Source organism: Laspinema sp. D2d, from assembly GCF_025370755.1.
In the GTDB taxonomy this organism is placed as follows: domain Bacteria; phylum Cyanobacteriota; class Cyanobacteriia; order Cyanobacteriales; family Laspinemataceae; genus Laspinema.
Map to the genome: position 1 here is coordinate 26189 of NZ_JAMXFC010000043.1, position 22298 is coordinate 48486.

The window sequence follows — 22298 nt, forward strand, 5'->3', positions numbered from 1 at the left end:
ATTCGCCCTAATTACAGCTTATTAACCGTTGCCGTATTTTTGTTAAAATTACCGACTGCCCCTCATTAAATTCTGGGTAAAAGTCCCAAATCTCAGAGGGGGGAGACCTTTGGTATCAGCCCCTGCACTGGATCACTTTTCAATTTTTGCCCCTCGTCCACCGTTCCCAAATACTGAAAAATCCTTTACAATTAAAAAAATATTAAAAAATGTAAAGCTTATCTCGAATGTCAAGCCATCATCAGGGTAAAAATAAACCGCGCGTTATTGTGATTGGGGCAGGAATTGGTGGATTAACTGCCGGGGCCTTATTAGCCAAACGAGGCTATGCAGTGCGGATTTTCGATCTAGCGATCGTTCCCGGGGGATGCGCTTCGACCTTCCGGCGACAAGGATTTACCTTTGATGTGGGCGCAACCCAAGTGGCTGGATTAGAACCAGGAGGGATTCATCACCGGATTTTTTCAGAATTAGGAATTAATCTCCCAGATGCAAGCGATTGTGACCCTGCCTGCGCGGTGTTTCTGCCTGGAGAAACCACCCCAATTAATATTTGGCGGGACCCGCAACAATGGCAGAGGGAACGGCAGCGCCAGTTTCCCGGTAGCGAACCCTTTTGGCAGTTAATGGCGACTTTATTTCGGGCTTCTTGGCAGTTTCAAGGCCGAGATCCGGTGTTACCTCCGAGGAATTTTTGGGATGTTTGGCAGTTAATTAAAGCCCTCCGTCTCGATACAATGGTTACGGTTCCCTTTACCTTAATGACCGTGGGGGATACCTTGGGATGGTTGGGATTAAAACAAGATAAGCGGCTGAAAACTTTTCTGGATTTGCAACTGAAATTATATTCCCAGGTGAATGCCCAGGAAACGGCGTTATTGTATGCAGCAACGGCGTTAGGGGTGTCCCAATCTCCTCAAGGGTTATCCCATTTAAAAGGGAGTATGCAGGTGTTGAGCGATCGCCTCGTTGAAGGGTTAGAAAAACATGGGGGTGAACTGTTCATGCGCCATACGGTCAAACAGATTCAGGTTACAGAAACCGGCTCATCCACGGTGACGATTCTCAATCAAAAAACCGGGGAGATTTGGACCGAACAACCGGATTTAATGGTTGCTAATGTGCCGGTGCAAAATCTTGTTAACCTGGTGGAGTTGCCCCAAGGTTCAGAAAATTTATTTCAGCAGTTGTATCGCCGTCGGGTGGAGAATTTACCTCCGGCATCCGGGGCATTTGTGGTTTATTTGGGGGTGAAACAGGAAGCGATTCCGGAGAATTGTCCGCCACATTTACAATTTTTGTATGATTATGAGGGAGAAATTGGGGAGAATAATTCTTTATTTGTGTCCGTGAGTCGCGTTGGAGATGGCCGATCGCCCGAAGGCATGGCAACGATTACGGCTTCCTCGTTTACCGATACACAAATTTGGACCAATTGTGAGGATTATTCTCAGTTAAAGCAACAGTATGAAACCGAAGCGATCGCCCGGTTGGGAGCGTATTTTACCCTGAATCCAGAGACGATTGTTTATCAGGAATCGGCGACTCCGCGCACCTTTGCCCGGTTTACCGGACGCGATCGCGGGATTGTGGGAGGTGTGGGTCAGCGTGTGGCAACATTTGGACCCTTTGGACTAGCGACTCGCACTCCCATTCCGCATCTTTGGTTAGTGGGAGATTCAACCCATCCCGGGGAAGGAACGGCTGGGGTGAGTTATTCCGCACTCACAGCGGTTCGGCAAATTGAAGCTGAGGGATATTGAACAATTGCAATGGGAGTTAAGAGGGTTTAAAAATAGCCGCCTGATGGCAAGGAGATGATAAAATTAATTCAGGTCGCGATCGCCATCGGGTCTGGTATGGGCCTGCAAAAATATTTCAGGATCCATTCACCTCTTTAACCCTTTACGGATTGGAGATTTTTGGCTATTTTATAACATTTTATACAAAAGTTTACGGAGCGGTTTTCCACTCCCTCTGGCGAGGGCTAAAACCCTCTAACTTTAAGAGTCTAATATTGTATCACAATGATTAGGACAGTTCATGGCATAAATTAAAGTTCAGCAATCAGGCGATCGGGGGTTAGTTCAGGCGGAGTCAAGCGGGAGAAGCCCTCAAAAAAACAGGAGACTTTCCCCCTCTCGACGGATTGCCAGAAATAAACCCCTCGGCTAAGATACAAGGGTTTGAAACCACTCAAGAAAGGGACTGTATAGGATGGAACTTAAACCCAATCCATCAGTCTCCAGGCTTGTAAATTTCTAAATTTTACCTTGTCATTGGCAACAGCATTAATCAAAAAATATACATAATTAATGATGAATTCTCCAAAAGTAAACGCTCCAAATATTCATTTATTTGCTTTTCATTTACGCCATGAAAGCGGCATTCGTTCCGAACCCCGGATCGTACCTAATGCCGAAAAATTATGGGAAAAACTTGGTAAAATTCTCCACCAATATGGGTATGATAATCCTCTGGATTTGTTGGGGTATTATGCACCGAAAGGAGAACAGGCTTACGACCCCAAAGAAGAAGGACCGGGCAATATCATCAATCTCCACAAAAATGGCTTGATTGACTTTAAAGGCACTTTAGAACTCGATGAATATCCCGTCAATTTCACCGGGATTGCTTGTCCCCGGCGGGTTTATGATAGTTATGCCTTAGCCTTGAATATTCGTCGGCCCGAAAAAGAAAATGAGCGTCGAACCGATGCAATTCCTATTTCAATTTATGGGGAATTTAATACCCAGGCCAATCTGTTACTCCCCGACTTTATTCAAAGTTCTTTAGGCCAAACACTCCTCCTCACTGCGGATTTAACAGAAGAACAAAAACAGTTTTCTCCCGAAGGGTTAAAAAACTTGGCTTGCCAATGTGTAGATGAATTGATTGAGGACCCCAAAAAACGGCCTGCTTACAGCAACAAAGGTCGGTTATTTGGGAGTCCCATTTTTGAATTTGGAGATATTGAAACCTTAGAAACTCAATCTGATTATCGTCATGTTTTAGTTTTGTTCTTTCGAGATGATACCCTCAAACGTAAGTTTGAATCCGCCTATTGGGATTTAATTGAATTGTTTTATTATCGGAATAAAATATTAACCAGTTTTGATTTTACGCGAAGTGGATATCAAGAAACTTATCGGAAATATGAGGAAATTGAAAGAATTATTTCAGAGGTAAATCACCAAATTTCTAACTTAGTTCCGAATAAAAGGCTAGGATATAAATATTTAGAAAGCCTGAAGCATAAACTCAAAATCATGCCAGGACTGGCGTTGGAATATTCCCGATTGCAGCAGGTTTTAGAACGGAATCGAAATACGATTGCCATTGATGCTAAAAAATATGATGCCGCCCTTGATGAAATTCAGCGCAAGCAAAATTTAGATGTGTTTTATTTAAAACCGATTGATTTAAGTTTTGTAGAAAATTTTACCCGACAAGAAGTGCCTTATTTTCAAGAACGAATTAAAGCGGATTTAGATTATTTTGTGCATGGAAAGGGACTGGTTGATCGGGCGATCGCCACAATTCGGGGGATTGTCGAAATCGAACGCATTGATCACGAACGACATCTGGAAACTAAACTCGAAGCGATCGCCGTTGGAGTTGGAACGGCTGCTGTTGTCGCTGCCAGTTCCATTTACCTCAGTTTCGATCAACCCGTCACCGCCCTCAATTCCCCCGATCGGTTCCCCTCCGTCGCATTATTTATCCTGGTAATCCTCATTAGTATTGCCGTGGGTACTATTGTTTTTGCCTTATTTTCTTGGCTATTAAGCTGGATGCGTCGGGACTAATCCACACCGAAATACCCCATCCCCATGACGACTGAATATCATCAAAAACAGGGGAGAAGAGTTGAGGTTTGTATTGCCTATTCATCCTCACTGAGTTTGGGGCCAAGGAATCATGGGGTCTTGGGATAAACGGTTAGAAACCTCGTATGCACCATAGCGGTTGAGGTGACTGGGGTCGGAAAAGCGATCAATTTCGGTAGGCCAAAGTTGACTGAGATCGCGGAAACTGAGTCCTTCTTTTTCTAAGGATAAACTCAGCATATATTTTTGGAACTCCCGCTCATATTCTAGGCGTACTGGGTCCAAATACTCCTGAGTTAGAGGCATATTAATAAACACCAGGGGAATCTGATGCTGGCGGGTAAATTCTAGTAGGTTAGTAACCGCAGCGGTTTGAATTCCCGCTAATTGGAACGACTCGTAATCCGCATCATAGTCCCCTGAAACCCGAGCGTGTTTTTCATAATAGGTCATGGGATTAAACCGCACAGACAAGGGTAAGAATCCATTAGAAAGGGTGCCAGCTTCGAGAGTTTCGGGACTGGATAACGCGGCGGATTCTTCACTCAAGGCGATGATGCTTTGTTCCACCGAATCCAAGGTGGGGTCGGTGGTGGTTTCTGCGATCGCTTCTTCCTCCGCCTCTTCCGAGGGACGACTGGGTTCGGGAATGAAATTGTTCGCGATGTCCGCTAGGGGTAAGAGGAGTTGACTCCTCAGAAACCCTTGGAGGCGATCGCGGTTTTCATAATTGGCGGACAAGGATGCCAGTTGCTCATTAATCCAAAGGTCAAGTTTTTCATAACTTTCCTTGACATTTAACCCAGTTCGAGCGCGTTGGACCAGGGTTTCACTCAGGGATGAAAGGGACTGACTGTCCTCATCATCCTTCGCCATTTCCGGGATCTGAGGTCGATTGCCGAGGAGGAGATGGCGATATCCTGGGGACCGGGTAATCGCCTCAAAGGTGCGATCGCTCCGACCACTATTCAAGGCCCTGGCTCCATCAGCCCAGAGAATCAGTTTCGGTAATTGCTCTTGAGGAATCAGTTCACGAACCACAAAGTCAGCCACTTGAGCGGTGGCCCCATTAATCCCGAAATTAAACACCTTCAGTCCCGGATAACGGGCGGCGAGAGACTCCTGAATCGTCATGGGAGCCACTCCCCGTAAGGCACGGGAACTGCCAATAATCAACACATCCGGGGGACCCGAAGTGGCTAAATATTGCAAATACAACCGCAGTTGTTCATCTAACTGCTGAGAGTTAAAGGTTGGATATTCAAAGGTGGGCACAGTCTCAGGATTAGCAGCGATCGCCGGGTCCTCCTGAAACTCCGTAAAGCTAGAACCATTAAAAATGGGGTCATCCTCGTCGTCCGCCGATGGATTCCGGGAGAGTTCACCGAAGCTCAATTCAGCCTGGGGACTGTCATCCGATAGGGGATTGGGGTCGGCCTGGGAGGGTTCGGTTACCGTGGCGGTTTCTAACGAGGGGGAGACAGGGAACAAGGCAGCCCGACCCAGGAGCCAATCAGCATGGAATAGACCTAATAAACCGAGGAAGCCCCAAATAAAGGCGACTTTACTGCTGCTTGCCGGACCCCGACGGAAGGTTTTAGCGGGAATAAACAAACCTGTGAGCAACAGCAGTCGGGTGACCCAACCCGGGGAGGGACGCTCCCGAGGCGCAGGGGGGATCACCTGTTTGGTCAGACAGGATTGTAATTCCTCCGGTGGGTCCGAGGCAAACATGGACTCTACCGCTTCCGGAAGGTCCTCCGTGGCATCGGGTTCCCCGTGGGTAAAGGCGATGACAGGTTCGGGAGTTTCCTCGACTAACTCAGGTTCGGGGGCTTCGGGTAGTTCTGGAGTTGGGTCTTCGGAGGGGGCTAAAGTGGGTTCCGGCTCTAGGGGGACCAGGCTAGAGGGGGCAAAAATGGAGGTATGGTAGCGCCAAGAGGGATGCTTATCTCCCCCTCGACGACCATAGAGACGAAGCTCTTCAACCCCATTGAGGTTCAATTCCTGGAGGAATTCCAGGACGAGGGGAGCGAGGGTGTCTTGGTCGGGACAGGTGGAGCCTTCGACCATGAGATGCAGGAGGTCGGGGTCTTGACGCAGGAAGATGGAAAGACCACTGCCGTTGAGTTTGGCATCGAGATCGGGATTGACGAGGCGATCGAGCAAGAACTGGAGGGCGTCCAGGTTGCCTTGGGTGGCGAGTTCCCGGGGGGAGAGGGCTAGGAGGGGGTCCCGGGCGGCGGGTAAGTCGAGCCAATCGACCCAAAGCGGTGGGGCGTTAGAGGGGGTGTCCAGGTGGCGACCGTAACGACAGCCATAGAGGGTAACGGCGTGGAGTCCTTGGGGAGAGAGGGATTTGAGAATGGGGGCGATCGCATCAATGCAGAGGGACTTATCTGCAGCGGCTAGGTCTGAGTCCGGGGCGGAGTTGCCGCAGAATAGATGCAGCGTCGCATCTTTTTGGACTGCGCCGACTTCCAGACCCCGAGGCGCGAGGGCCTGATTTAACAGCCGCGTGATGGCCGGGAGATCCCCCCATTTGGCCCAGTTTTTAAGGCGTTCTCCGGTGGGAGTGAGGTCCACGCGTCGGAGTAATTCGGGTTTGCCCTCGGGGGTGGTGCGTCCGAGAAGCGCCGCATCGGTGCATCCGGTTAACTGGAGTTCTCGCAACCGTTCGGCGATCGGCAAGGTGAGGGCGTTGGCATCTGGGGAATCCGGGGACTGACAGAAGATCCAGAGACGACGCGGGGGATAGGGGCGATCGCCCCAGGTGCGATCGGCTCGTTTCAGGGGTCGGATCAGGACTTTGACGGAGATAGAATAAAGGCTGAGGGTTTCCGTGAGATACCGCCCTATCCCTTTTGCCAGCAGCGCTTCAGCTTCGGGATTTCCCAGGGAAGCCCGACTCTGCACCTTAAGCATCATCCGCGCATCGGTAATGGAGAAGGGGAGATTTTCTGTCGGGGGAGTGGGAGAAGGCGGTGGCGTGGGGAGAGTCTCAGTGGGTTTGAGTTCGGCACAGGAGGGTTCATTTTCGGATAACAGCGAGTCCTCCGATGTCGGGAAATGCGGCTGACTGGATTCAATTCTGACACTCCAATCTGGACGCTTCGTCCCCAGGGTGCGACCGTAGAGGAAGATTTCATCAATGGGGGGATGATCCGGGGGTAGCAGGCTGTCGATGCCCTGTTTTTTGAGCGCATCCGTCAGCGTTGCCACGGCGATCGCCATCGATGGACAGCTTTCGCTTTCCCAGAGAATGTGCAGCGTGTTCCCACGGAAACGCAGATGAATATTGTCCTCCGTTACCCCTAGGGCTTGGGCTGCCCATTGGGTTAGGGTTGTCCCTGTATTAGTTTGGACCAGCTCCTGTGTGTTTACCATCTTAATGATTCCTCTCCCCGCTCCTCATCTGTTCAAAACGGGTTTGAAACCCCGTCATTTACGGCGATTAAGTGGAAAGTTTTTTTCGGGAATATCATCCCGGGAACTCTCCGAAACCCTCTGTGCTAATGGGTTAAACCCGAGCCAGATGTCCGCCTTATGGCGGCTCAAGACCAGTCTGGTAACTGCTTAAACAGCAGATAATCTGACCTCGGGAGATCGTTGGACCCTTGACCCAGTAACCCTTGGGCAATCTCAGCATAGAAGTCCCGAGGGTTGCCCGAAGTCCCTTCCACGGGGGAGGGGTGCGGACTGGGTTTGCTCCAAATAGCATAACTCGTAAATTTTGTCATAGTTGAGATGACCTAACCGGGTCATTCTCCGATTCTCATTTTAATAATGTTGTCAAGCTAGAAAAGAGGTCCCTATGAACTCATCCAACTCACCGAATGGCGAACCTACCTCCTTGAATCCTGATACCCAAGAACCCTTTGTCAAAATTTCCTCAGAATGGCTGATTACGTTACTCACCCCGCCTTTCTTAGGGGCTTTGCTGGGGGGAAAAGCCGTGAGTGAAATGCTGCAATCGATGGGTCAAGCGAGTGAAGAAGTGTTTCGAGGCGATCGCCTCCCGGTCCTCAATTTTCCCCATGCTGAGGAGGACTGAATCTCAATCCAGGGTTTGCTAGAGCCAGATCCCCGGCGATCGCCAGGGGAGGAATTCCACCCTGGGAGTTCAGCTTTGGCAGTTCCCTGGATGTTCTTCAACCCCGAGACAGGACCCGGGTAAAATCCCCGGGTGTTGTCTCTATTTTAAGGGTTATGTAAATTCACGGTCAAACCGAGGGGGCCATCTGGAGGATTTTCCAGGGCCACCGACTGCAATTGTCAGGAAATCTAGTTGATTCAAGGCGCTAATCCTCAGGAGTTTGACAAGAGTGGATCGAGAAGAAAGCGAGATTTAGGAGCAGTTAGGGGGTAAACTGAGTCCGTCCAGACTGCGATCGCCTCCTGGCACGAAGCCTGCTAAAAATCCCCGGATCGACCGTAAAATTAGCTAATATCTGACCTCAGCAGGCTGGGAAGGTCCAGTATCCCATTCTGAACAACCCGGGGGTATCCCTCGATTCCGCAGAATAGCGCCGACTCACCTTTCGTTTTAACCGACTAAAGTTTGTTGAGTCACCCTACCCGTCTAAGCCTTGCAAGTCCCTCGCTCGGAGCGAGGGGGGTCAACGAGTTGGGAGCCTGTCCTGGCACAGGTGCTTAAGTCGGTCATAGGATTCGGGCCGCGCCTTAATCACGATTAAATTATAGGAACTCGGGATCAAGGCAGGACCGTAATCGTATTCTGACAACCAACGTATTAGTTTAACCCGTTCACATCGACCCGCGCTTTGATGAATTGGATTGAAGGGAAGTGAACCGAATCAAGGTAAAAATAGAATTGGGGACAGAAAAACTAGGTTATCCAGCTTTAGCGGCGGGATAACAGCCTTTCTTTGGTCTGAATAACTACAGGTTGGGTTTATTGAGGTTCACCAACTTCCCCCGGATCAGCGCACAAATACCATTTATTCCCTCACCGGGATCACAGTCCCTTGAGTCGTTTTTACCCAGTGTAGACCGGGTGTTTTCCAATCGTTCAGGAGGTTCTGATGACTTTACGACTCGAACCCTCAAATTCTGTTATGACAGTTAGTTCGTCCGACTTATTTTTACGCCATCGTCTCAAAGTCGTCGAGGACTTATGGGAGTCCGTCCTACGGACTGAATGCGGTCAGGAATTAGTGGTTCTACTGGCGCAATTGCGATCGATGTATTCCGCCGAGGGACAAGCCTACAATTTTTCAGAATCCAGTGTTCTGAAATTAGTAGAACAGTTGGACCTTAATGATGCAATTCGAGCCGCTCGTGCCTTTGCATTGTATTTTCAACTGATTAACATTGTTGAGCAACATTACGAGCAGCGCGATCGCCTGCGATTTGCGGGAACAACTAACCCCGTTGTCCCCGAAACTGAGCAATTTGAGGTTCCCAAAGAAAGCCCTTATTTTGCGAGTCAAACTGTTACGCGCCGTCGAGAATTAGCCAATTTCTCTGCTTTGTTTCCTAAATTAAAGCAGTTGAATGTCCCGCCCCAGCAAATCCAGAAAATTATGGAAAGTCTGGATATTCGCTTAGTCTTTACCGCTCACCCGACGGAAATTGTTCGTCATACCTTGCGGACCAAACAGCGGCGGTTGGCTCAAATTTTACAAGAACTCGACACCCTAGAAGAAGGTCGGCAACCGGATAGCCAAACAACATCCTGCGAAACGAAAGACCTCCTAGAGGCACTCACTGAAGAAATTCGCCTGTGGTGGCGAACAGACGAATTACATCAGTTTAAACCATCTGTCCTCGATGAAGTAGATTATACCCTCCACTATTTCAAAGAGGTTCTATTTGATGCCGTCCCTCAACTCCACCACCGCCTAAAACGCTCGTTGCAAGCGTCATTTCCCTATCTGCAACCCCCCCGTTACAATTTCTGCAAATTTGGCTCATGGGTCGGGTCCGATCGCGATGGCAATCCCTATTGTACTCCTTCGATTACCTGGAAAACTGCCTGCTATCAGCGGCAGTTAATCCTAGATAAATACATGGGTTCTCTCGATCGCTTGACCCAACTTTTGTCCTTGTCTCTGCACTGGAGTGACGTCTTACCAGAACTCCTGGAATCCCTGGAACAAGACCGACTACAAATGCCAGACATTTATGAAAAACTGGCAATTCGCTATCGACAAGAACCCTATCGGTTAAAACTCGCCTATATCTGGCATCGCCTGGAAAATACCCGCGATCGCAATCAGCGTCTTTATACCGAATCCGACTGGAATCGCCATTTGAGTGATATCAAAAATGCTCCGATGTATCACTCCGGTGCAGAATTTCTCGATGAATTACGCCTGATTCAACGCAATTTAGCCGCAACGGGCTTAAGCTGTCGAGACTTAGAACAACTCATTTGCCAAGTAGAAATCTATGGCTTTATTTTAGCCCACTTAGATATTCGGCAAGAATCCTCCCGCCACAGTACAGCGATTACAGAAATAGCAGAATATCTGCAAATCTTACCCCGCCCTTACGATGACCTATCGGAAGCCGAAAAAACCGAATGGTTGACCCTAGAACTGAAAACCAGGCGGCCTTTAATCCCCGCAGAACTGCCCTTTTCGGAGCAAACCAGCGAGATTATTTCTACCTTTAGAATGCTGCGGGCCCTTCAAGAAGAGTTTGGCTTGGAAATCTGTCAAACCTACATCATTAGCATGAGCCGTGATGTTAGTGATTTGTTAGAAGTCCTCCTGCTTGCCAAAGAAGCCGGTCTTTATGACCCCGCTACCGGCATGGGAACCATTCAAGTCGTTCCTTTATTTGAAACCGTAGAGGACTTAAAACGCGCACCGACGGTCATTCAGAATCTGTTTGAACTGCCACTTTATCATGCTTTACTCTCCGGCGGATACCAAAAAGCTCTCCCGGCCAGTGTCACTCAGACGGATGTCCCCAACATTTCTAACCTGAAATCTTCTCACATTCAGGTTCCTAAATTACAAGAGGTGATGCTGGGATATTCCGATAGTAATAAAGATTCGGGATTTTTAAGCAGTAACTGGGAAATTCATAAAGCCCAAAAAGCGCTCCAACTCATTGGCGATCGCTTCAGTGTGGTCCTCCGCATCTTTCACGGTCGCGGCGGGTCTGTTGGTCGCGGGGGCGGTCCAGCTTATGAGGCGATTTTAGCTCAACCGGGCCGCAGTATTAACGGGCGGATTAAAATTACCGAACAAGGGGAAGTTTTAGCCAGTAAATACACCTTACCCGAGTTAGCCCTTTATAACTTAGAAACTATCGCCAGTGCGGTAGTTCAAAGTAGCTTACTCGGGTCCGGCTTTGATGATATTGAAGCCTGGAATCAAATCATGGAAGAGTTGGCCGATCGCTCTCGCCAACATTACCGCGCCTTGATTTATGAACAACCTGATTTTATTGATTTCTTCCATGAAGTCACCCCCATTGATGAAATCAGCAAGTTACAAATCTCCTCGCGCCCTGCAAGACGCAGTAGCGGCAAACGGGATTTAGGTTCTCTGCGGGCCATTCCTTGGGTCTTTAGCTGGACTCAAACTCGGTTCCTCCTCCCTGCTTGGTACGGCGTCGGAACTGCCCTGAATAATTTCCTAGAACAGGAACCGGAAGAACATCTGAAACTCTTGCGCTATTTCTATCTAAAATGGCCGTTCTTTAAGATGGTGATTTCTAAAGTAGAAATGACCCTCTCCAAGGTGGATTTAGAAATTGCCCATCACTATGTTCGGGAACTGACTCAACCGGAAAATCGCGATCGCTTTGAAGCCCTGTTCACTCAAATTGCGACGGAATTTAACCTCACCCGCGATTTAGTGCTCGCTATCACTGAACATCAACGGCTGTTAGATGGAGACCCAGATTTACAGCGATCGGTTCAATTGCGAAATGCCACTATCGTTCCCCTGGGTTTATTACAAGTGTCCCTACTCAAACGCCTGCGCGAACATCAAAGTCAGTCCGTAACGGGAGTGATTCACTCCCGTTACAGCAAGGGCGAATTGCTACGGGGTGCCTTGTTAACCATTAACGGGATCGCTGCGGGGATGAGAAATACCGGCTGATGCCTTCAGGGATTCGCTAAACTGATTCCAGTGGAAACAATCTCCGGTCCCCTCCCCTTGCCAAGGGGAGGGTATAGGGTGGGGTCCTTCAATCCCCTCCCTTATCAGTTGATTCTGTGGGTGAATCACGCCCAGGGGAGGGCGATCGCAACCCACCCATCAACCAGAAACTGAATCCAGTTTCCCTCAGTTCTGAGTTAACACAGGGAATGTCCGGTTGAGCGTTCACCCTCCAGCCACCCTGATTCAGGATAAGGATAGGATTATGAACAAATCAAAAAAACGGATGTTGATCTGCACGGGAGTGGCTCTCTTATCCGGTGCCTTGGGTTCATTTTGGGGCGGACAAATGCGGTGGTTGGCCCATGCTCAACAGTGCAACACGAGCGATTATGTGTGGTTAAATACCTTGTGCCGAGTGCAGCATAGTCCCGCAATGTTCAAAGGTGGCACCGCTGGATTGTGGACGGGGACGATTTTGGGGGCATTTCTGGCGGGAATTGCTACCCGCCACCCCAAAGGGAAAAGCCTCTCGGGAAGCGGAAATCAAGAATTGTCGGCCAGTGAAGGGGACCGCCTGGAGTTAGAGGGGTTAACCCCGGAACAACTGGTACAGGTCCGGGAGTTGATCACCCTGTTAAAAACCCAACCCGCCGATTTGACCCCGGCTTCTGGAAGACCCCAGGCGATCGCCTCCAAACCCGTCAGTCTGATGGAGTTTCAACAATGGCTTACTGCCCTTGCCCAGTTCCAGGAAATCTCCCCCCTGACTCCACTACAAGCGCAGCATTTGTTGCATCAACTGGGATTTTCTGACGAGGCGATCGCCGAGGCCCAAGCCTCCCGCTCCAAACCTGTAGAACGCTCCTAATCCGGTCTCAGCATCCCGGTTTCCCCATTTGATTTTTTCACCCTAAAACTTAAAAAGGCTGGCCTTCCTCTCCGGAACAAGGGAGCCTCAGTGCAAAATCACCGGGATAATCTCCCCTCGTCCTCTCCACAACCCCAACATCCACAGCGGTTTCCCACCCCGTTGCAAATCGGGAGGGGAGATTCCCATAAACCAACCCATCCCAGGGAGTGCCCAAGCGGTTTCAAAAAATTATTTCCCTGCTGCTGGTGGGGTTGGGGGGATCTCTGCTAGAAAATTTGATGTTTTAAAGTCCCCCTAATCCGGGGAAAGGCGAATTCCATCTCAAAAATTCAACTGGCCCAGGGGGACAGTTATGATTAATATTAGGGGTAAAGACAAGGGCAATTAACAGTCCAGTAGAGTCACGGGTTGGGTGGTCGTCCCAACTGTCGCAGATCCTACAGAGTGGGGTCAACTCTAACAGCAACCTAGAAGGTCCATAGAACACCAAGGGAGATCGAACCAAGGGAACCAGGGCGAAACTTTTCCCATTCCTACCCTATAGCCTGCCTTGATAGCGAAACCACCCGATATGTACAGCATCACACAGATATTAATTTCCGACTTTGTTGAAAAACTCCGCGAAGGCTATTACCGGATGTATGGCGGACTGAAGCCGGACTATGCCGATATTATTGCTTGGGCCGGAGGCATGGCCTTAGAGAATATTGCCAACAGTGACGCCCTTTACCATAATGTCGAGCATACCATTTTAGTTACCCTTGTTGGTCAGGAAATTCTCCGAGGGAAACACATCCGTGAAGGCGGGGTTTCTTGTGAAGATTGGCTGCATTTCACCATTTCTTTGTTATGCCATGATATTGGCTATGTCAAGGGGGTTTGTCGAGAAGATAGTGAAGGATTGTATGCCACCGGAATCAATGGTATAATGGTTTCTCTTGATCCGGGCTGCACGGATGCCAGTTTGACTCCCTATCATGTCGATCGCGGTAAACTGTTTATTGAAGAACGGTTTGGCGGCCATAAGTTAATCAATTCTGAAGAAATTAAACTCAACATCGAACTCACTCGTTTTCCGGTTCCGGCAGAGGCAGATCATCAAGATACGGTTAATTATCCCGGTTTAGTTCGGGCTGCTGACCTCATCGGTCAATTGAGTGATCCCCGCTATCTTAAGAAGATTTCTGGGCTATTTTATGAGTTTGAGGAAACGGGGTTTAATCAAAAAGTTGGCTATCGAAATCCCGGAGATCTCAGAAAAAATTATCCTAAATTTTATTGGGGAGTGGTTCATCAATATATTAAAAATGGGTTGACTTGTCTGGAGTTGACTCAACAGGGAAAACAAATTATTGCTAATCTTTACGCCAATGTGTTTGTAGTTGAACATGAACCCCCCAAGCCAACATAAGGGATGGCGGTGCGATCGCCTCTTGAAACCCTAACGGAAATTAGCTGTAAGTCATTGGGTCCCCTGGCATCCGGCGGGTTCCCCCTCAATCCCTCTTTCTATTGTGTCAATTTCATGATATATTGAACATCGCGATTGGTCCAAATAGTTTTGGCCCTGTTTTTCATTGGAAGGCAGGATAATAACCGGCCTTCACTCTCCGATTATCGGGTTAATTTTTAAGGGAAATACAAGGAATTATTCTAACCTAAAATTGCAAAATTTTATGGCTTTCTAAGTTAACTTTAAAGTTAGAGTCGGGAATTATCTCGATTATTCTAATATCCGATTGAACCCTAATTATCGCAAGCCATCCAAGAAAAAAGGTTTATAAAAATGTTTAGAAATACCACTCAGGCATTCTACTCCGAACTGAAAGCACTGTTAGACTCTAATGAAACGGTTTTGTGGGGTGGGATTGAACTCAAAGCAGGGCGATCGCGCCTCATGAAAATTACCTCTCCCCGCGAACGAGTTGATATCATTCCTCATCTCAACTCTAACCTCTTTGCTCAAATTGCCGCCACCTTTTGGGAAATGGCCGGTCGTAAAGACTTAAGATTCTTATATCACTATTTACCCCAAGCCCTCGACTTTTTTGAAGAAGACCCATCCCAGAACAGCCATGAAAATCCCAGTTTAAAATCCTGGCATCTCAGCAAAGAAATTCAAAAAATTGTCTGCATTTTGAACACCGATTCCAGTAGCCGAGATGCAGTGATTAATTTATCACAACCTCAACTAACAGACTTAGGAAAGCCCGGAAATATTGCCCAGAATTGGATGCAATTTTTAATCAGAAATGGTAAACTGCATTTGAATGTTTGTATTCAGTCCCATGATCTGTTGTCCGGGACTTCGGGAATTAATCCGTTTGGATTGAGCATTTTTCAGGAAGCTGTTGCCTATTGGACGGGAACCCAAGTGGGGGAATATTGCTGCTTCATCAGCGAATTGCATCTCGGCGATCGCCACGCTACCCAGGCGCAAAAAGTCCTAGACTCCCACACTCCCAAAACCTTATATGAATTCGGATTTACACCCCCTCAATTTACCACCCCATTTCGCGAAATTGATAGTACCCTATCACGCTGGTTTGAGTTAGAACATCAAATGCGGCAAGGGTCATTGACAGTCTGGGATGAACTCCAGGATATCCCCGATGAGTTAGTTAAAAATAGCTTGGAATTACTGTACATTTACAATCGACACCTCCAGGGAGACAAACCGGAAAAAATCGCCCAATTCATCGCCAAATTACCTCAAAATGATTTCAAAATTGCCGTAATCGAATATTTTTCCCGACTCTGGAACGACTACGAAATCATCCGCCTAGACCCCCAGGAAAAAGACTACTTCGATTATCTCTGGCAACGAAGAGAACCAACTCACGCCTATTCTTTTTTAAGTATATTCGAGTTATTAAGCACCCTCCATTACAAGAAAACTCTAGTTTATAAAAATAGCTGGAAAAAACATGGAGAAGCCCTCGGCGTATTTGCTGGAATTTCCCGCAAATACGACCGCCTCGAAACCATGTTCACTGAAAATGTCAAACCCACTGCGGACGAATCGGTACTGGATACCTTTGCCGATTTAGCCGTCTATTCCACCAAATATTTAACCTATCTGGCGGAACATTATCCTGAAATGTTTCAAGAATTTATTCAACCCTATTCCATAGCTGAAGACTTACAAACCTACTGGCATAACGAAGGATTCGACCCGACTTCTAAATTACTGATTCAAAGGTATGAATCATCCGAACAATGGCAGCAGATATCTAGCTATCAAGGCTGTTTTGAGGCGATTCGAGATGCTTATAAAAAACTAGAGGATATCTTTGTCAACAACGATTGGAGAGTCAGCGATTCGCGCAAATGTAGCTTATCCGCCGACTTGGCGATCGTCTCCTTGCACTATCTCGTCCTGGCATCCCAACAAGAACCGGAGAATTTCCAGAAATTTGCGGAGGCGATCGCCAATTTGTAAGTGTCCGATGACAGCAAGTCATGATAGGATGAAAAATTTGGCAAATCTAAGAACCCGGTAAGTGCAACCCAGAACCAATCCGCGATCGGGAGATTCCCCCAGGGGAAACCATTTAGAAGTTAGGAATAAATCATGGATCGATTTCGAGTAGAAGTAATTACCAAAACCCCCAATCCTCAGCAAGTCATTTATGCAGCAATGCACCAAGATTATAGCGAGGATTTTGTCTATGATGACCAAGATACTTGGCCGTCAGAATCCAAATGTGGCGAACTCATTGTCAAGCGTCTGTTAGCCGGGGAACGGGGTCATTATGGACCGATTGAACACGTGGGAATTGTGTTCAATTGCGGCTTTTTTCCCCATAGTGTCATGCAGCAAATTAGGACTCACAGAGTTGGAATTTCATTCGATGTGCAATGTCTGGCTGGAGACACCGAGGTTACTTTTTTACACGCTGGTGGAAGTTTACGCAAAATAAAAATTGCTGAACTTTACGATTTGTGGGCTAACGGAGAAAAAGCTATCCGCCAGCGATTAAAACGAGGTAGAAACGGAGAACCACCAGGAGAATACCGCCGGGATTGCAAAACGCGACTCAAAAAAATTCGGTTGAGGGTTTTAAATGAAACCACAGGATTTTTTGAAATTGGACACATTAATAACGTTATTATTAAGGGTGTCCAGCCTGTTTATCGAGTAACTCTAAAAGATGGAAAAACATTGGATTGTACGACCAAACACCGTCTATTTACATCGGAAGGTTGGCGAACAATGGGAGAAGCTGTTGGTTTAGTAACCGATAAAGATGGCAAAGTTCTCCGATTCACTAAAGACTGCAGTTTGATGTGTAATGGGACTGTAGTAGGCGAAGGTCTCTACAGAGATAAAAGTTGGCTCCAACATCGATTAAGTGAAGGGCTGTATGTTAATGAAATAGCTCAAATGGCAGGCTGTTCAATAGAATCAGTTAAAAAATGGGTATATTTTCATGGGTTATCGGTAAATAAACGTCCTAAAGGAACTAAAAATCCTTGGAATAAAGGTAAGAAAGGATACCGTTTGAACCTTTCTGTAGAAAGTTTTGAAAAAAGACGAGAAAACGCAAAACTTTACACGAAGAGGGGAGAAGATTCTCATTTTTGGAAAGGGGGAACCTCCAATGAGCGCGAACTGATTGGAGCATGGACAAGGCAAATAGCGCCCCAAGTTCATAAAAAGTTCTGTTACATTTGTCAGTCTTGTGGACAAACAGGAGGGGTGTTGCACGCGCATCATTTAGTACCTGTATATGCGGATGAATCTCTCGCTTATGATTTTGATAATCTGGTGACTGTGTGTAAAGCTTGTCACGAGGAGATTCATAGTAAAAATCAAGAAGCTGAGTTTGCTAAAAACTATCAGCCGATTCTTGAACCAAAAAACTGGAAAGGTAAACCTAAACCCCCGGGCAATAAATTAAGAGCGCACCCAGTTAATGTGGTTAGTGTTGATTTTTTAGGTTACCAAACGACCTACGATCTCGAAGTAGAAGGTCCTTGGCATAATTTCGTAGCGAATGGCGTAGTTGTTCATAATTCTAATCGTTACACGGGTAACCGTATTGTTGATGCGGCAAAAGGAATTCGCGACATTGAAGATGTGTTTTATTTACGTCCCGTTGGCTACTATACCGATCGCCAGGGAAAACGCTATGAATATACCCAACAACAACGCGATCGCGATTTAGCTTGGTGTTTAGATGCCGCCAAACGCTATCAGGTTTTGATTGAAGAAGGGACATCAGAAGAACACGCCCGAGGCATTATTCCCTTTGATGTCCGTCAACACTGGGTGGTTTCCTTCAATGCGCGAAGTCTTATGCATTTACTCGATCTGCGCGCCAAACCCGACGCCCAACTCGAATGCCAAAAACTCTGCGATTTGATTTGGCCGCATTTTCAAGAATGGGTCCCCGCTATAGCAGAATGGTATGAGAAACATCGTCTCAAAAAAGGTCGTTTATCTCCCTAACTTCCGAAGGGTATAGAGAGACCAACCCTCTCTCTATACCCCCGTCGATCCAAAACCATTTGCACCTCTTGTAGTTGCCATAATTTCCGTGGTTGCTACCTCAATTTCTGGCCTTAAAACTGGAGTAATTGCCATTTGAGCAATTCTCATCCCTTTGAGGACTTGAAAAACTTCTTGTCCATGATTGATTAAAATCACCTTAATTTCCCCCCGATATCCTTCATCAATGGTTCCCGGCGTATTCAAAACTGTAATCCCCTGTTTATAAGCTAACCCACTTCTCGGCCTAATTTGTGCTTCCGTCAAAGGCGGTAACTCAATCGCAATTCCGGTTCCAACTAACTTCCGTTCCCCCGGATGTAGCGTCACCTCTTCATTCGCCGATAAATCCATTGCGGAATCGTTGTCATGGGCATAAGTTGGAATAATGGCATCCGGATGCAAGGGATAAATTTTTAGTTTCATCTTGGGCGGTTTCAGTGACTTTTTAACTCAGTACAATTAAACTATGATGCCTTATTTCATTCAAATTGTCACCCCAGAAGCCAATTATCACCTCCACATCCTCTACAGTAATGGAACGGTTATTGGGATTGACTTTTCCCCATTTATTGAGCGTGGTGGAGTGGTTTACAGATTATCCGATACGGCCTTCTTTTCACAAATCAAATGTTCAAAAGACGGTCGCTTTATTGAGTGGCCGGGAGAAATTAACTTTTGTGCTGATGCCTTATGGTTTCAAGCTCATCCTGATGATAAACCCTTTATTGCTTCATCTTCAGCAGCATCTAAAGCCTTATAAACCGATGATTTTAACCTGGATTTATTAGTATTTTCTGCCTCAAACTGTTACTATGAATAGAAACGATTGGATAGCTCAAAATTAATGGAACTGGAAGAACTGAGACCAACATGGGATGAATATTTTATCATGTTGGCAAAATTGGCGGCGATGCGATCAACTTGCCTTGCTTTTCCTGTGGGTGCAGTGATTGTTAAAAATAAGCAGGTTGTAGCAACGGGTTATAATGGTTCCCCGTCGGGTACGGCCCATTGTACGGCGCAGGGATACTGTTATCCCGGATTGAGTAGCTGTGCAGAAAGTAAGTCTTTGCCTTCTCGGGCGGTTCATGCGGAAGCGAATGCGATCGCCCAAGCGGCTAAACATGGAATTTCCACTGAAGGATCCAGCATTTATGTCACTCTGGAACCTTGTTTATCTTGCTTAAAATTAATTATTTCTGCCGGAATTCATGAAGTGTTTTTCGAGACCGGATTTAACAGTGGAAACAGCCTGTTAGTGCGAGATTCGTTTATTCAGGATGGGTTAGTTACCCTCAAACAAATTCATATTTCTGAGGCGATCGCCCAAAAAGCTGCCACCTTTCTGATCAACCCAACCTCTGTAGCCAACCAATCCCTCATCTAAAAGAATTAAGAATTAAGAGTTAGCCCCCCATTAATTCTTAATTCTTGCCTGTCCTACGGACGATGACTGCGGCGAATTTCAGTGATTTGGTCCGCTAATTCTAAAATTGGTTGGGGCATATTCGGTCCCGTTAAAATAATATCAACGTGACTCGGGCGTTTTTCTAAAAATTTTAAAACTTCCGCTTCGGGGATCAAGCCAAAACTAATGGCTACACTCAACTCATCCAGAACGACGAGAGAATATTTTCCTTCAAAAACCACTTGTTGGGTATAGTCCCATAATTTTCGCAGAGAACCGGCCTCAATTTCATCTAACTCCGGCGTATCAATGCAGCGAGGTAAGTCACAACGAACCCAATCCAGGTTTTGGCCGAGTTGAACCGGGGCCTCTGGACCCTGACCGATTCCTCCCTTGAGAAACTGGACGACCAGGACCGGGGTCCCCTGACCCGAAATTCTTAGGGCCTGGGCCATAACACTGGTAAAAAAGTTGCGATGGCTGCTGGTAAAAACTTGTAGCAACCCCTCCACGGCGTAGGGTAGACGACAAGGCGTATCGAGAGTGGGACTTTCTAGCTGTGCAATCATTGTGGCAATATTTCCGATGGGTGACGAAACCGAAAAGATAGACCGATAGACTGCCAGGAAGTGAATTCGGGCAATCCCATCAAGTCAATATGTAGTGTTTGGTAACCCGATTATGCCACGAAAAAACACTAAATGTACAAAATCCCGCGAAATGCCCGAGGCGTGGGAACTTGGGACAAAGTTAGGGAGAAATTAAGATTTATTCCCTGAGAAGGGTAACAGTGGTAGAGTCTATTTTGGGCCAACATGAGGAGTTTTTGTCGTGAGATTGGTAATTCTGGGAGGGCCAGGAGCAGGAAAGGGGACCCAGGCGAGTCAGCTATGCAGTCGCCTGAATATTCCTTGCATTTCAACCGGGGAAATCCTGTTTAAGGCGATCGCCGCCCAAACTGAATTAGGCAGGCAGGCGCAACCTTATGCAGAACGTGGGGAACTGGTCCCGGACCCCATCATGATTGAATTTATTCGCGAACAGTTAACCCAACCCTATACACAAAACGGGTGGTTACTCGATGGTTATCCCCGCACCTCATTCCAAGCGGAAGAACTGGATTTTTTACTGGAATCCTTGCAGCAGACCCTAGATTGGGCGATTTGGCTGAACGTATCCGATGCGGAGTTAATGCGCCGGTCCCTAGAGCGATCGCAGGCGAAACCGGAAAGAGGGCGTCCCGATGACGAACCGGAATTTCTGCGTCGTCGGATCCAGTTATTCCAAGAACGCACGACTCCCATCTTGGACTACTACAACTATGGCGATCGCCTCCTCACCCTCGATGGCGATCGGCCCTCGACAGAAATCCATAAAGAAATCTGGAAAACGGTCAACCCTAACAAAACGCAATCCTAATCATGATTTGGCAGCGTCCCGATGGCCGAGAACCGGCACAACTGCGTCCGATTCGGTTTGAAAAAGACTTTACCCGCTTTGCGAACAGTTCCGTCCTGACCCGTTGTGGCGATACCCAGGTCCTCTGTACCGTCACCATCGAACCCGGAGTCCCTCGATTCCTTGCTAATCAAGGCAGTGGCTGGTTAACCGCAGAATATCGAATGCTTCCCGGTGCCACCCCCCAACGGCAATCCCGAGAATTCATGAAACTGTCGGGACGCACCCAAGAGATTCAACGCCTCATCGGGCGCAGTTTACGCGCGGCACTGGATTTAAAAGCACTGGGAGAACGGACAATTCTGATTGATGCCGATGTCCTCCAAGCCGATGCCGGAACCCGAACCACATCGATTACCGGGGGATTTGTGGCCCTAGCCTTGGCGATCGAGAAACTGGTGCAAACCGGAGAGTTAGAACAATCGCCCATTTGTCGCCAAGTCGCCGCTGTTTCCGTGGGGTTATTTGAGGGTGAACCCTATCTGGACCTCAACTACCCGGAAGATGTGGCAGCAGATATTGATTTTAATGTGGTGATGAGCGATGGGTTGGATATTCTGGAATTACAAGGAACTGCCGAAGCAGGCAGTTTTAATCGCACCGAACTCAACCGCATTTTAGATATGGCTGAATCCGGAATTCAGGAATTAGTCGCCGCACAAAAACAGGCCATTTATGGGGGGAACAACGGGTAAAATTATTTATTTTTGATTATCAACTGATTGATTGATCATAATGCCTAACGATGAATTGTTGGATGAATATGACTTTTCCCAATTAAGCGGAGGGGTCCGGGGAAAATATGTCGAGCGTTATCAACAAGGAACGAATTTGGTCCTGCTAGATCCAGATGTAGCCCGTGCGTTCCCAACCCAGGAATCGGTGAATGAAGCCTTGCGGTTATTGATTCAAATTTCTGAACGTCTACGAGAGTAAAGGGTGTTTAATAGTCAGTCAGTTTAAATTGTAAATCTCATAGAGTTTTCCCATATTGCCGCAGTACCGGAGGAAGGGAAAACAGCGATTGTTGTTGTTGGATAAAAGAGGCGTTGCACATCTATGGTATGATAAGGAGGTAGCCTCTACCTCTAGAAAATATGATTTGTCCTAAGTGTCAGTCCAGCAATATCAGTAAAAATGGCGTGAA

17 protein-coding genes are annotated in these 22298 nt (G+C 47.3%); 13 read left to right on the forward strand and 4 right to left on the reverse strand.

Annotation, left to right across the window (positions count from 1 at the left end; genetic code table 11):
- The first annotated feature begins 227 nt into the window (after positions 1-227).
- On the forward strand, positions 228-1763 hold the full coding sequence (gene crtD / locus NG796_RS22615; protein ID WP_261209400.1) for a C-3',4' desaturase CrtD: 1536 nt from the start codon (positions 228-230) through the stop codon (positions 1761-1763).
- Positions 1764-2315: 552 nt separating this feature from the next.
- Complete coding sequence (locus NG796_RS22620) at positions 2316-3809, forward strand: hypothetical protein (protein WP_261209401.1); 1494 nt, start codon at positions 2316-2318, stop codon at positions 3807-3809.
- Positions 3810-3896: 87 nt separating this feature from the next.
- Here NG796_RS22620 and NG796_RS22625 read toward each other — a convergent pair whose 3' ends face one another.
- Complete coding sequence (locus tag NG796_RS22625; RefSeq protein WP_261209402.1) at positions 3897-7217, reverse strand: hypothetical protein; 3321 nt, start codon at positions 7215-7217, stop codon at positions 3897-3899.
- Between the two features lie 167 nt (positions 7218-7384).
- Complete coding sequence (locus NG796_RS22630; RefSeq protein WP_261209403.1) at positions 7385-7570, reverse strand: hypothetical protein; 186 nt, start codon at positions 7568-7570, stop codon at positions 7385-7387.
- Between the two features lie 74 nt (positions 7571-7644).
- Here NG796_RS22630 and NG796_RS22635 point away from each other — a divergent pair, with 74 nt between their 5' ends.
- The 6 genes from NG796_RS22635 (at position 7645) to thyX (ending at position 18243) form a co-directional block, all read left to right on the forward strand.
- Positions 7645-7884 carry a hypothetical protein gene (locus tag NG796_RS22635; protein WP_261209404.1) on the forward strand — a complete coding sequence of 80 codons (240 nt, stop codon included), beginning with the start codon at positions 7645-7647 and terminating at the stop codon, positions 7882-7884.
- Positions 7885-8875: 991 nt separating this feature from the next.
- A complete protein-coding gene (ppc, locus tag NG796_RS22640) occupies positions 8876-11914 on the forward strand; it encodes a phosphoenolpyruvate carboxylase (protein ID WP_261209405.1) in 3039 nt (1012 codons plus the stop codon).
- A gap of 265 nt (positions 11915-12179) precedes the next feature.
- Positions 12180-12785: a hypothetical protein gene (locus NG796_RS22645; RefSeq protein WP_261209406.1), complete on the forward strand. Its 606-nt coding sequence runs from the start codon at positions 12180-12182 to the stop codon at positions 12783-12785.
- A 574-nt stretch (positions 12786-13359) separates the two neighbouring features.
- On the forward strand, positions 13360-14199 hold the full coding sequence (locus tag NG796_RS22650) for an Npun_R2479 family HD domain-containing metalloprotein (RefSeq protein WP_261209407.1): 840 nt from the start codon (positions 13360-13362) through the stop codon (positions 14197-14199).
- Between the two features lie 375 nt (positions 14200-14574).
- Complete coding sequence (locus NG796_RS22655) at positions 14575-16230, forward strand: thymidylate synthase (RefSeq protein ID WP_261209408.1); 1656 nt, start codon at positions 14575-14577, stop codon at positions 16228-16230.
- Positions 16231-16362: 132 nt separating this feature from the next.
- Positions 16363-18243, forward strand: a complete 1881-nt coding sequence (gene thyX / locus NG796_RS22660) for an FAD-dependent thymidylate synthase (protein WP_261209409.1) — start codon at positions 16363-16365, stop codon at positions 18241-18243.
- A gap of 33 nt (positions 18244-18276) precedes the next feature.
- On the opposite strand, the gene dut is transcribed toward thyX, so the two are convergent.
- Positions 18277-18708 (reverse strand): dUTP diphosphatase, encoded by a 432-nt coding sequence (gene dut / locus NG796_RS22665; RefSeq protein WP_261209410.1) that lies wholly within the window; start codon positions 18706-18708, stop codon positions 18277-18279.
- Positions 18709-18751: 43 nt separating this feature from the next.
- Between dut and NG796_RS22670 the strand changes: the two genes are divergently transcribed.
- Positions 18752-19045: a DUF2442 domain-containing protein gene (locus NG796_RS22670; RefSeq protein ID WP_261209411.1), complete on the forward strand. Its 294-nt coding sequence runs from the start codon at positions 18752-18754 to the stop codon at positions 19043-19045.
- A gap of 84 nt (positions 19046-19129) precedes the next feature.
- Positions 19130-19672, forward strand: coding sequence for a deoxycytidylate deaminase (locus NG796_RS22675; RefSeq protein WP_261209419.1), 543 nt, complete (start codon positions 19130-19132; stop codon positions 19670-19672).
- Between the two features lie 53 nt (positions 19673-19725).
- On the opposite strand, the gene NG796_RS22680 is transcribed toward NG796_RS22675, so the two are convergent.
- Positions 19726-20262 carry a P-loop NTPase family protein gene (locus tag NG796_RS22680; RefSeq protein ID WP_261209412.1) on the reverse strand — a complete coding sequence of 179 codons (537 nt, stop codon included), beginning with the start codon at positions 20260-20262 and terminating at the stop codon, positions 19726-19728.
- Between the two features lie 262 nt (positions 20263-20524).
- Here NG796_RS22680 and NG796_RS22685 point away from each other — a divergent pair, with 262 nt between their 5' ends.
- The 3 genes from NG796_RS22685 to NG796_RS22695 are packed head-to-tail and all read left to right on the forward strand — an operon-like array spanning position 20525 to position 22087.
- A complete protein-coding gene (locus NG796_RS22685; protein ID WP_261209413.1) occupies positions 20525-21112 on the forward strand; it encodes an adenylate kinase in 588 nt (195 codons plus the stop codon).
- 2 nt (positions 21113-21114) lie between these two features.
- A complete protein-coding gene (gene rph, locus NG796_RS22690) occupies positions 21115-21846 on the forward strand; it encodes a ribonuclease PH (protein WP_261209415.1) in 732 nt (243 codons plus the stop codon).
- 40 nt (positions 21847-21886) lie between these two features.
- Positions 21887-22087 (forward strand): hypothetical protein, encoded by a 201-nt coding sequence (locus tag NG796_RS22695; protein WP_261209416.1) that lies wholly within the window; start codon positions 21887-21889, stop codon positions 22085-22087.
- The last annotated feature ends 211 nt before the right edge of the window (positions 22088-22298 follow it).

What these genes read in the sequence shown, in the direction of transcription:
- crtD (WP_261209400.1), top strand. Translation starts at nt 228, where the DNA reads ATGTCAAGCCATCATCAGGGTAAAAATAAACCGCGCGTTATTGTGATT.
- NG796_RS22695 (WP_261209416.1), top strand. Translation starts at nt 21,887, where the DNA reads ATGCCTAACGATGAATTGTTGGATGAATATGACTTTTCCCAATTAAGC.
- NG796_RS22630 (WP_261209403.1), bottom strand. Translation starts at nt 7,570, where the DNA reads ATGACAAAATTTACGAGTTATGCTATTTGGAGCAAACCCAGTCCGCAC.
- NG796_RS22670 (WP_261209411.1), top strand. Translation starts at nt 18,752, where the DNA reads ATGATGCCTTATTTCATTCAAATTGTCACCCCAGAAGCCAATTATCAC.
- ppc (WP_261209405.1), top strand. Translation starts at nt 8,876, where the DNA reads ATGACTTTACGACTCGAACCCTCAAATTCTGTTATGACAGTTAGTTCG.
- NG796_RS22620 (WP_261209401.1), top strand. Translation starts at nt 2,316, where the DNA reads ATGATGAATTCTCCAAAAGTAAACGCTCCAAATATTCATTTATTTGCT.
- NG796_RS22645 (WP_261209406.1), top strand. Translation starts at nt 12,180, where the DNA reads ATGAACAAATCAAAAAAACGGATGTTGATCTGCACGGGAGTGGCTCTC.
- NG796_RS22655 (WP_261209408.1), top strand. Translation starts at nt 14,575, where the DNA reads ATGTTTAGAAATACCACTCAGGCATTCTACTCCGAACTGAAAGCACTG.
- rph (WP_261209415.1), top strand. Translation starts at nt 21,115, where the DNA reads ATGATTTGGCAGCGTCCCGATGGCCGAGAACCGGCACAACTGCGTCCG.
- dut (WP_261209410.1), bottom strand. Translation starts at nt 18,708, where the DNA reads ATGAAACTAAAAATTTATCCCTTGCATCCGGATGCCATTATTCCAACT.
- NG796_RS22625 (WP_261209402.1), bottom strand. Translation starts at nt 7,217, where the DNA reads ATGGTAAACACACAGGAGCTGGTCCAAACTAATACAGGGACAACCCTA.
- NG796_RS22680 (WP_261209412.1), bottom strand. Translation starts at nt 20,262, where the DNA reads ATGATTGCACAGCTAGAAAGTCCCACTCTCGATACGCCTTGTCGTCTA.
- thyX (WP_261209409.1), top strand. Translation starts at nt 16,363, where the DNA reads ATGGATCGATTTCGAGTAGAAGTAATTACCAAAACCCCCAATCCTCAG.
- NG796_RS22650 (WP_261209407.1), top strand. Translation starts at nt 13,360, where the DNA reads ATGTACAGCATCACACAGATATTAATTTCCGACTTTGTTGAAAAACTC.
- NG796_RS22675 (WP_261209419.1), top strand. Translation starts at nt 19,130, where the DNA reads ATGGAACTGGAAGAACTGAGACCAACATGGGATGAATATTTTATCATG.
- NG796_RS22635 (WP_261209404.1), top strand. Translation starts at nt 7,645, where the DNA reads ATGAACTCATCCAACTCACCGAATGGCGAACCTACCTCCTTGAATCCT.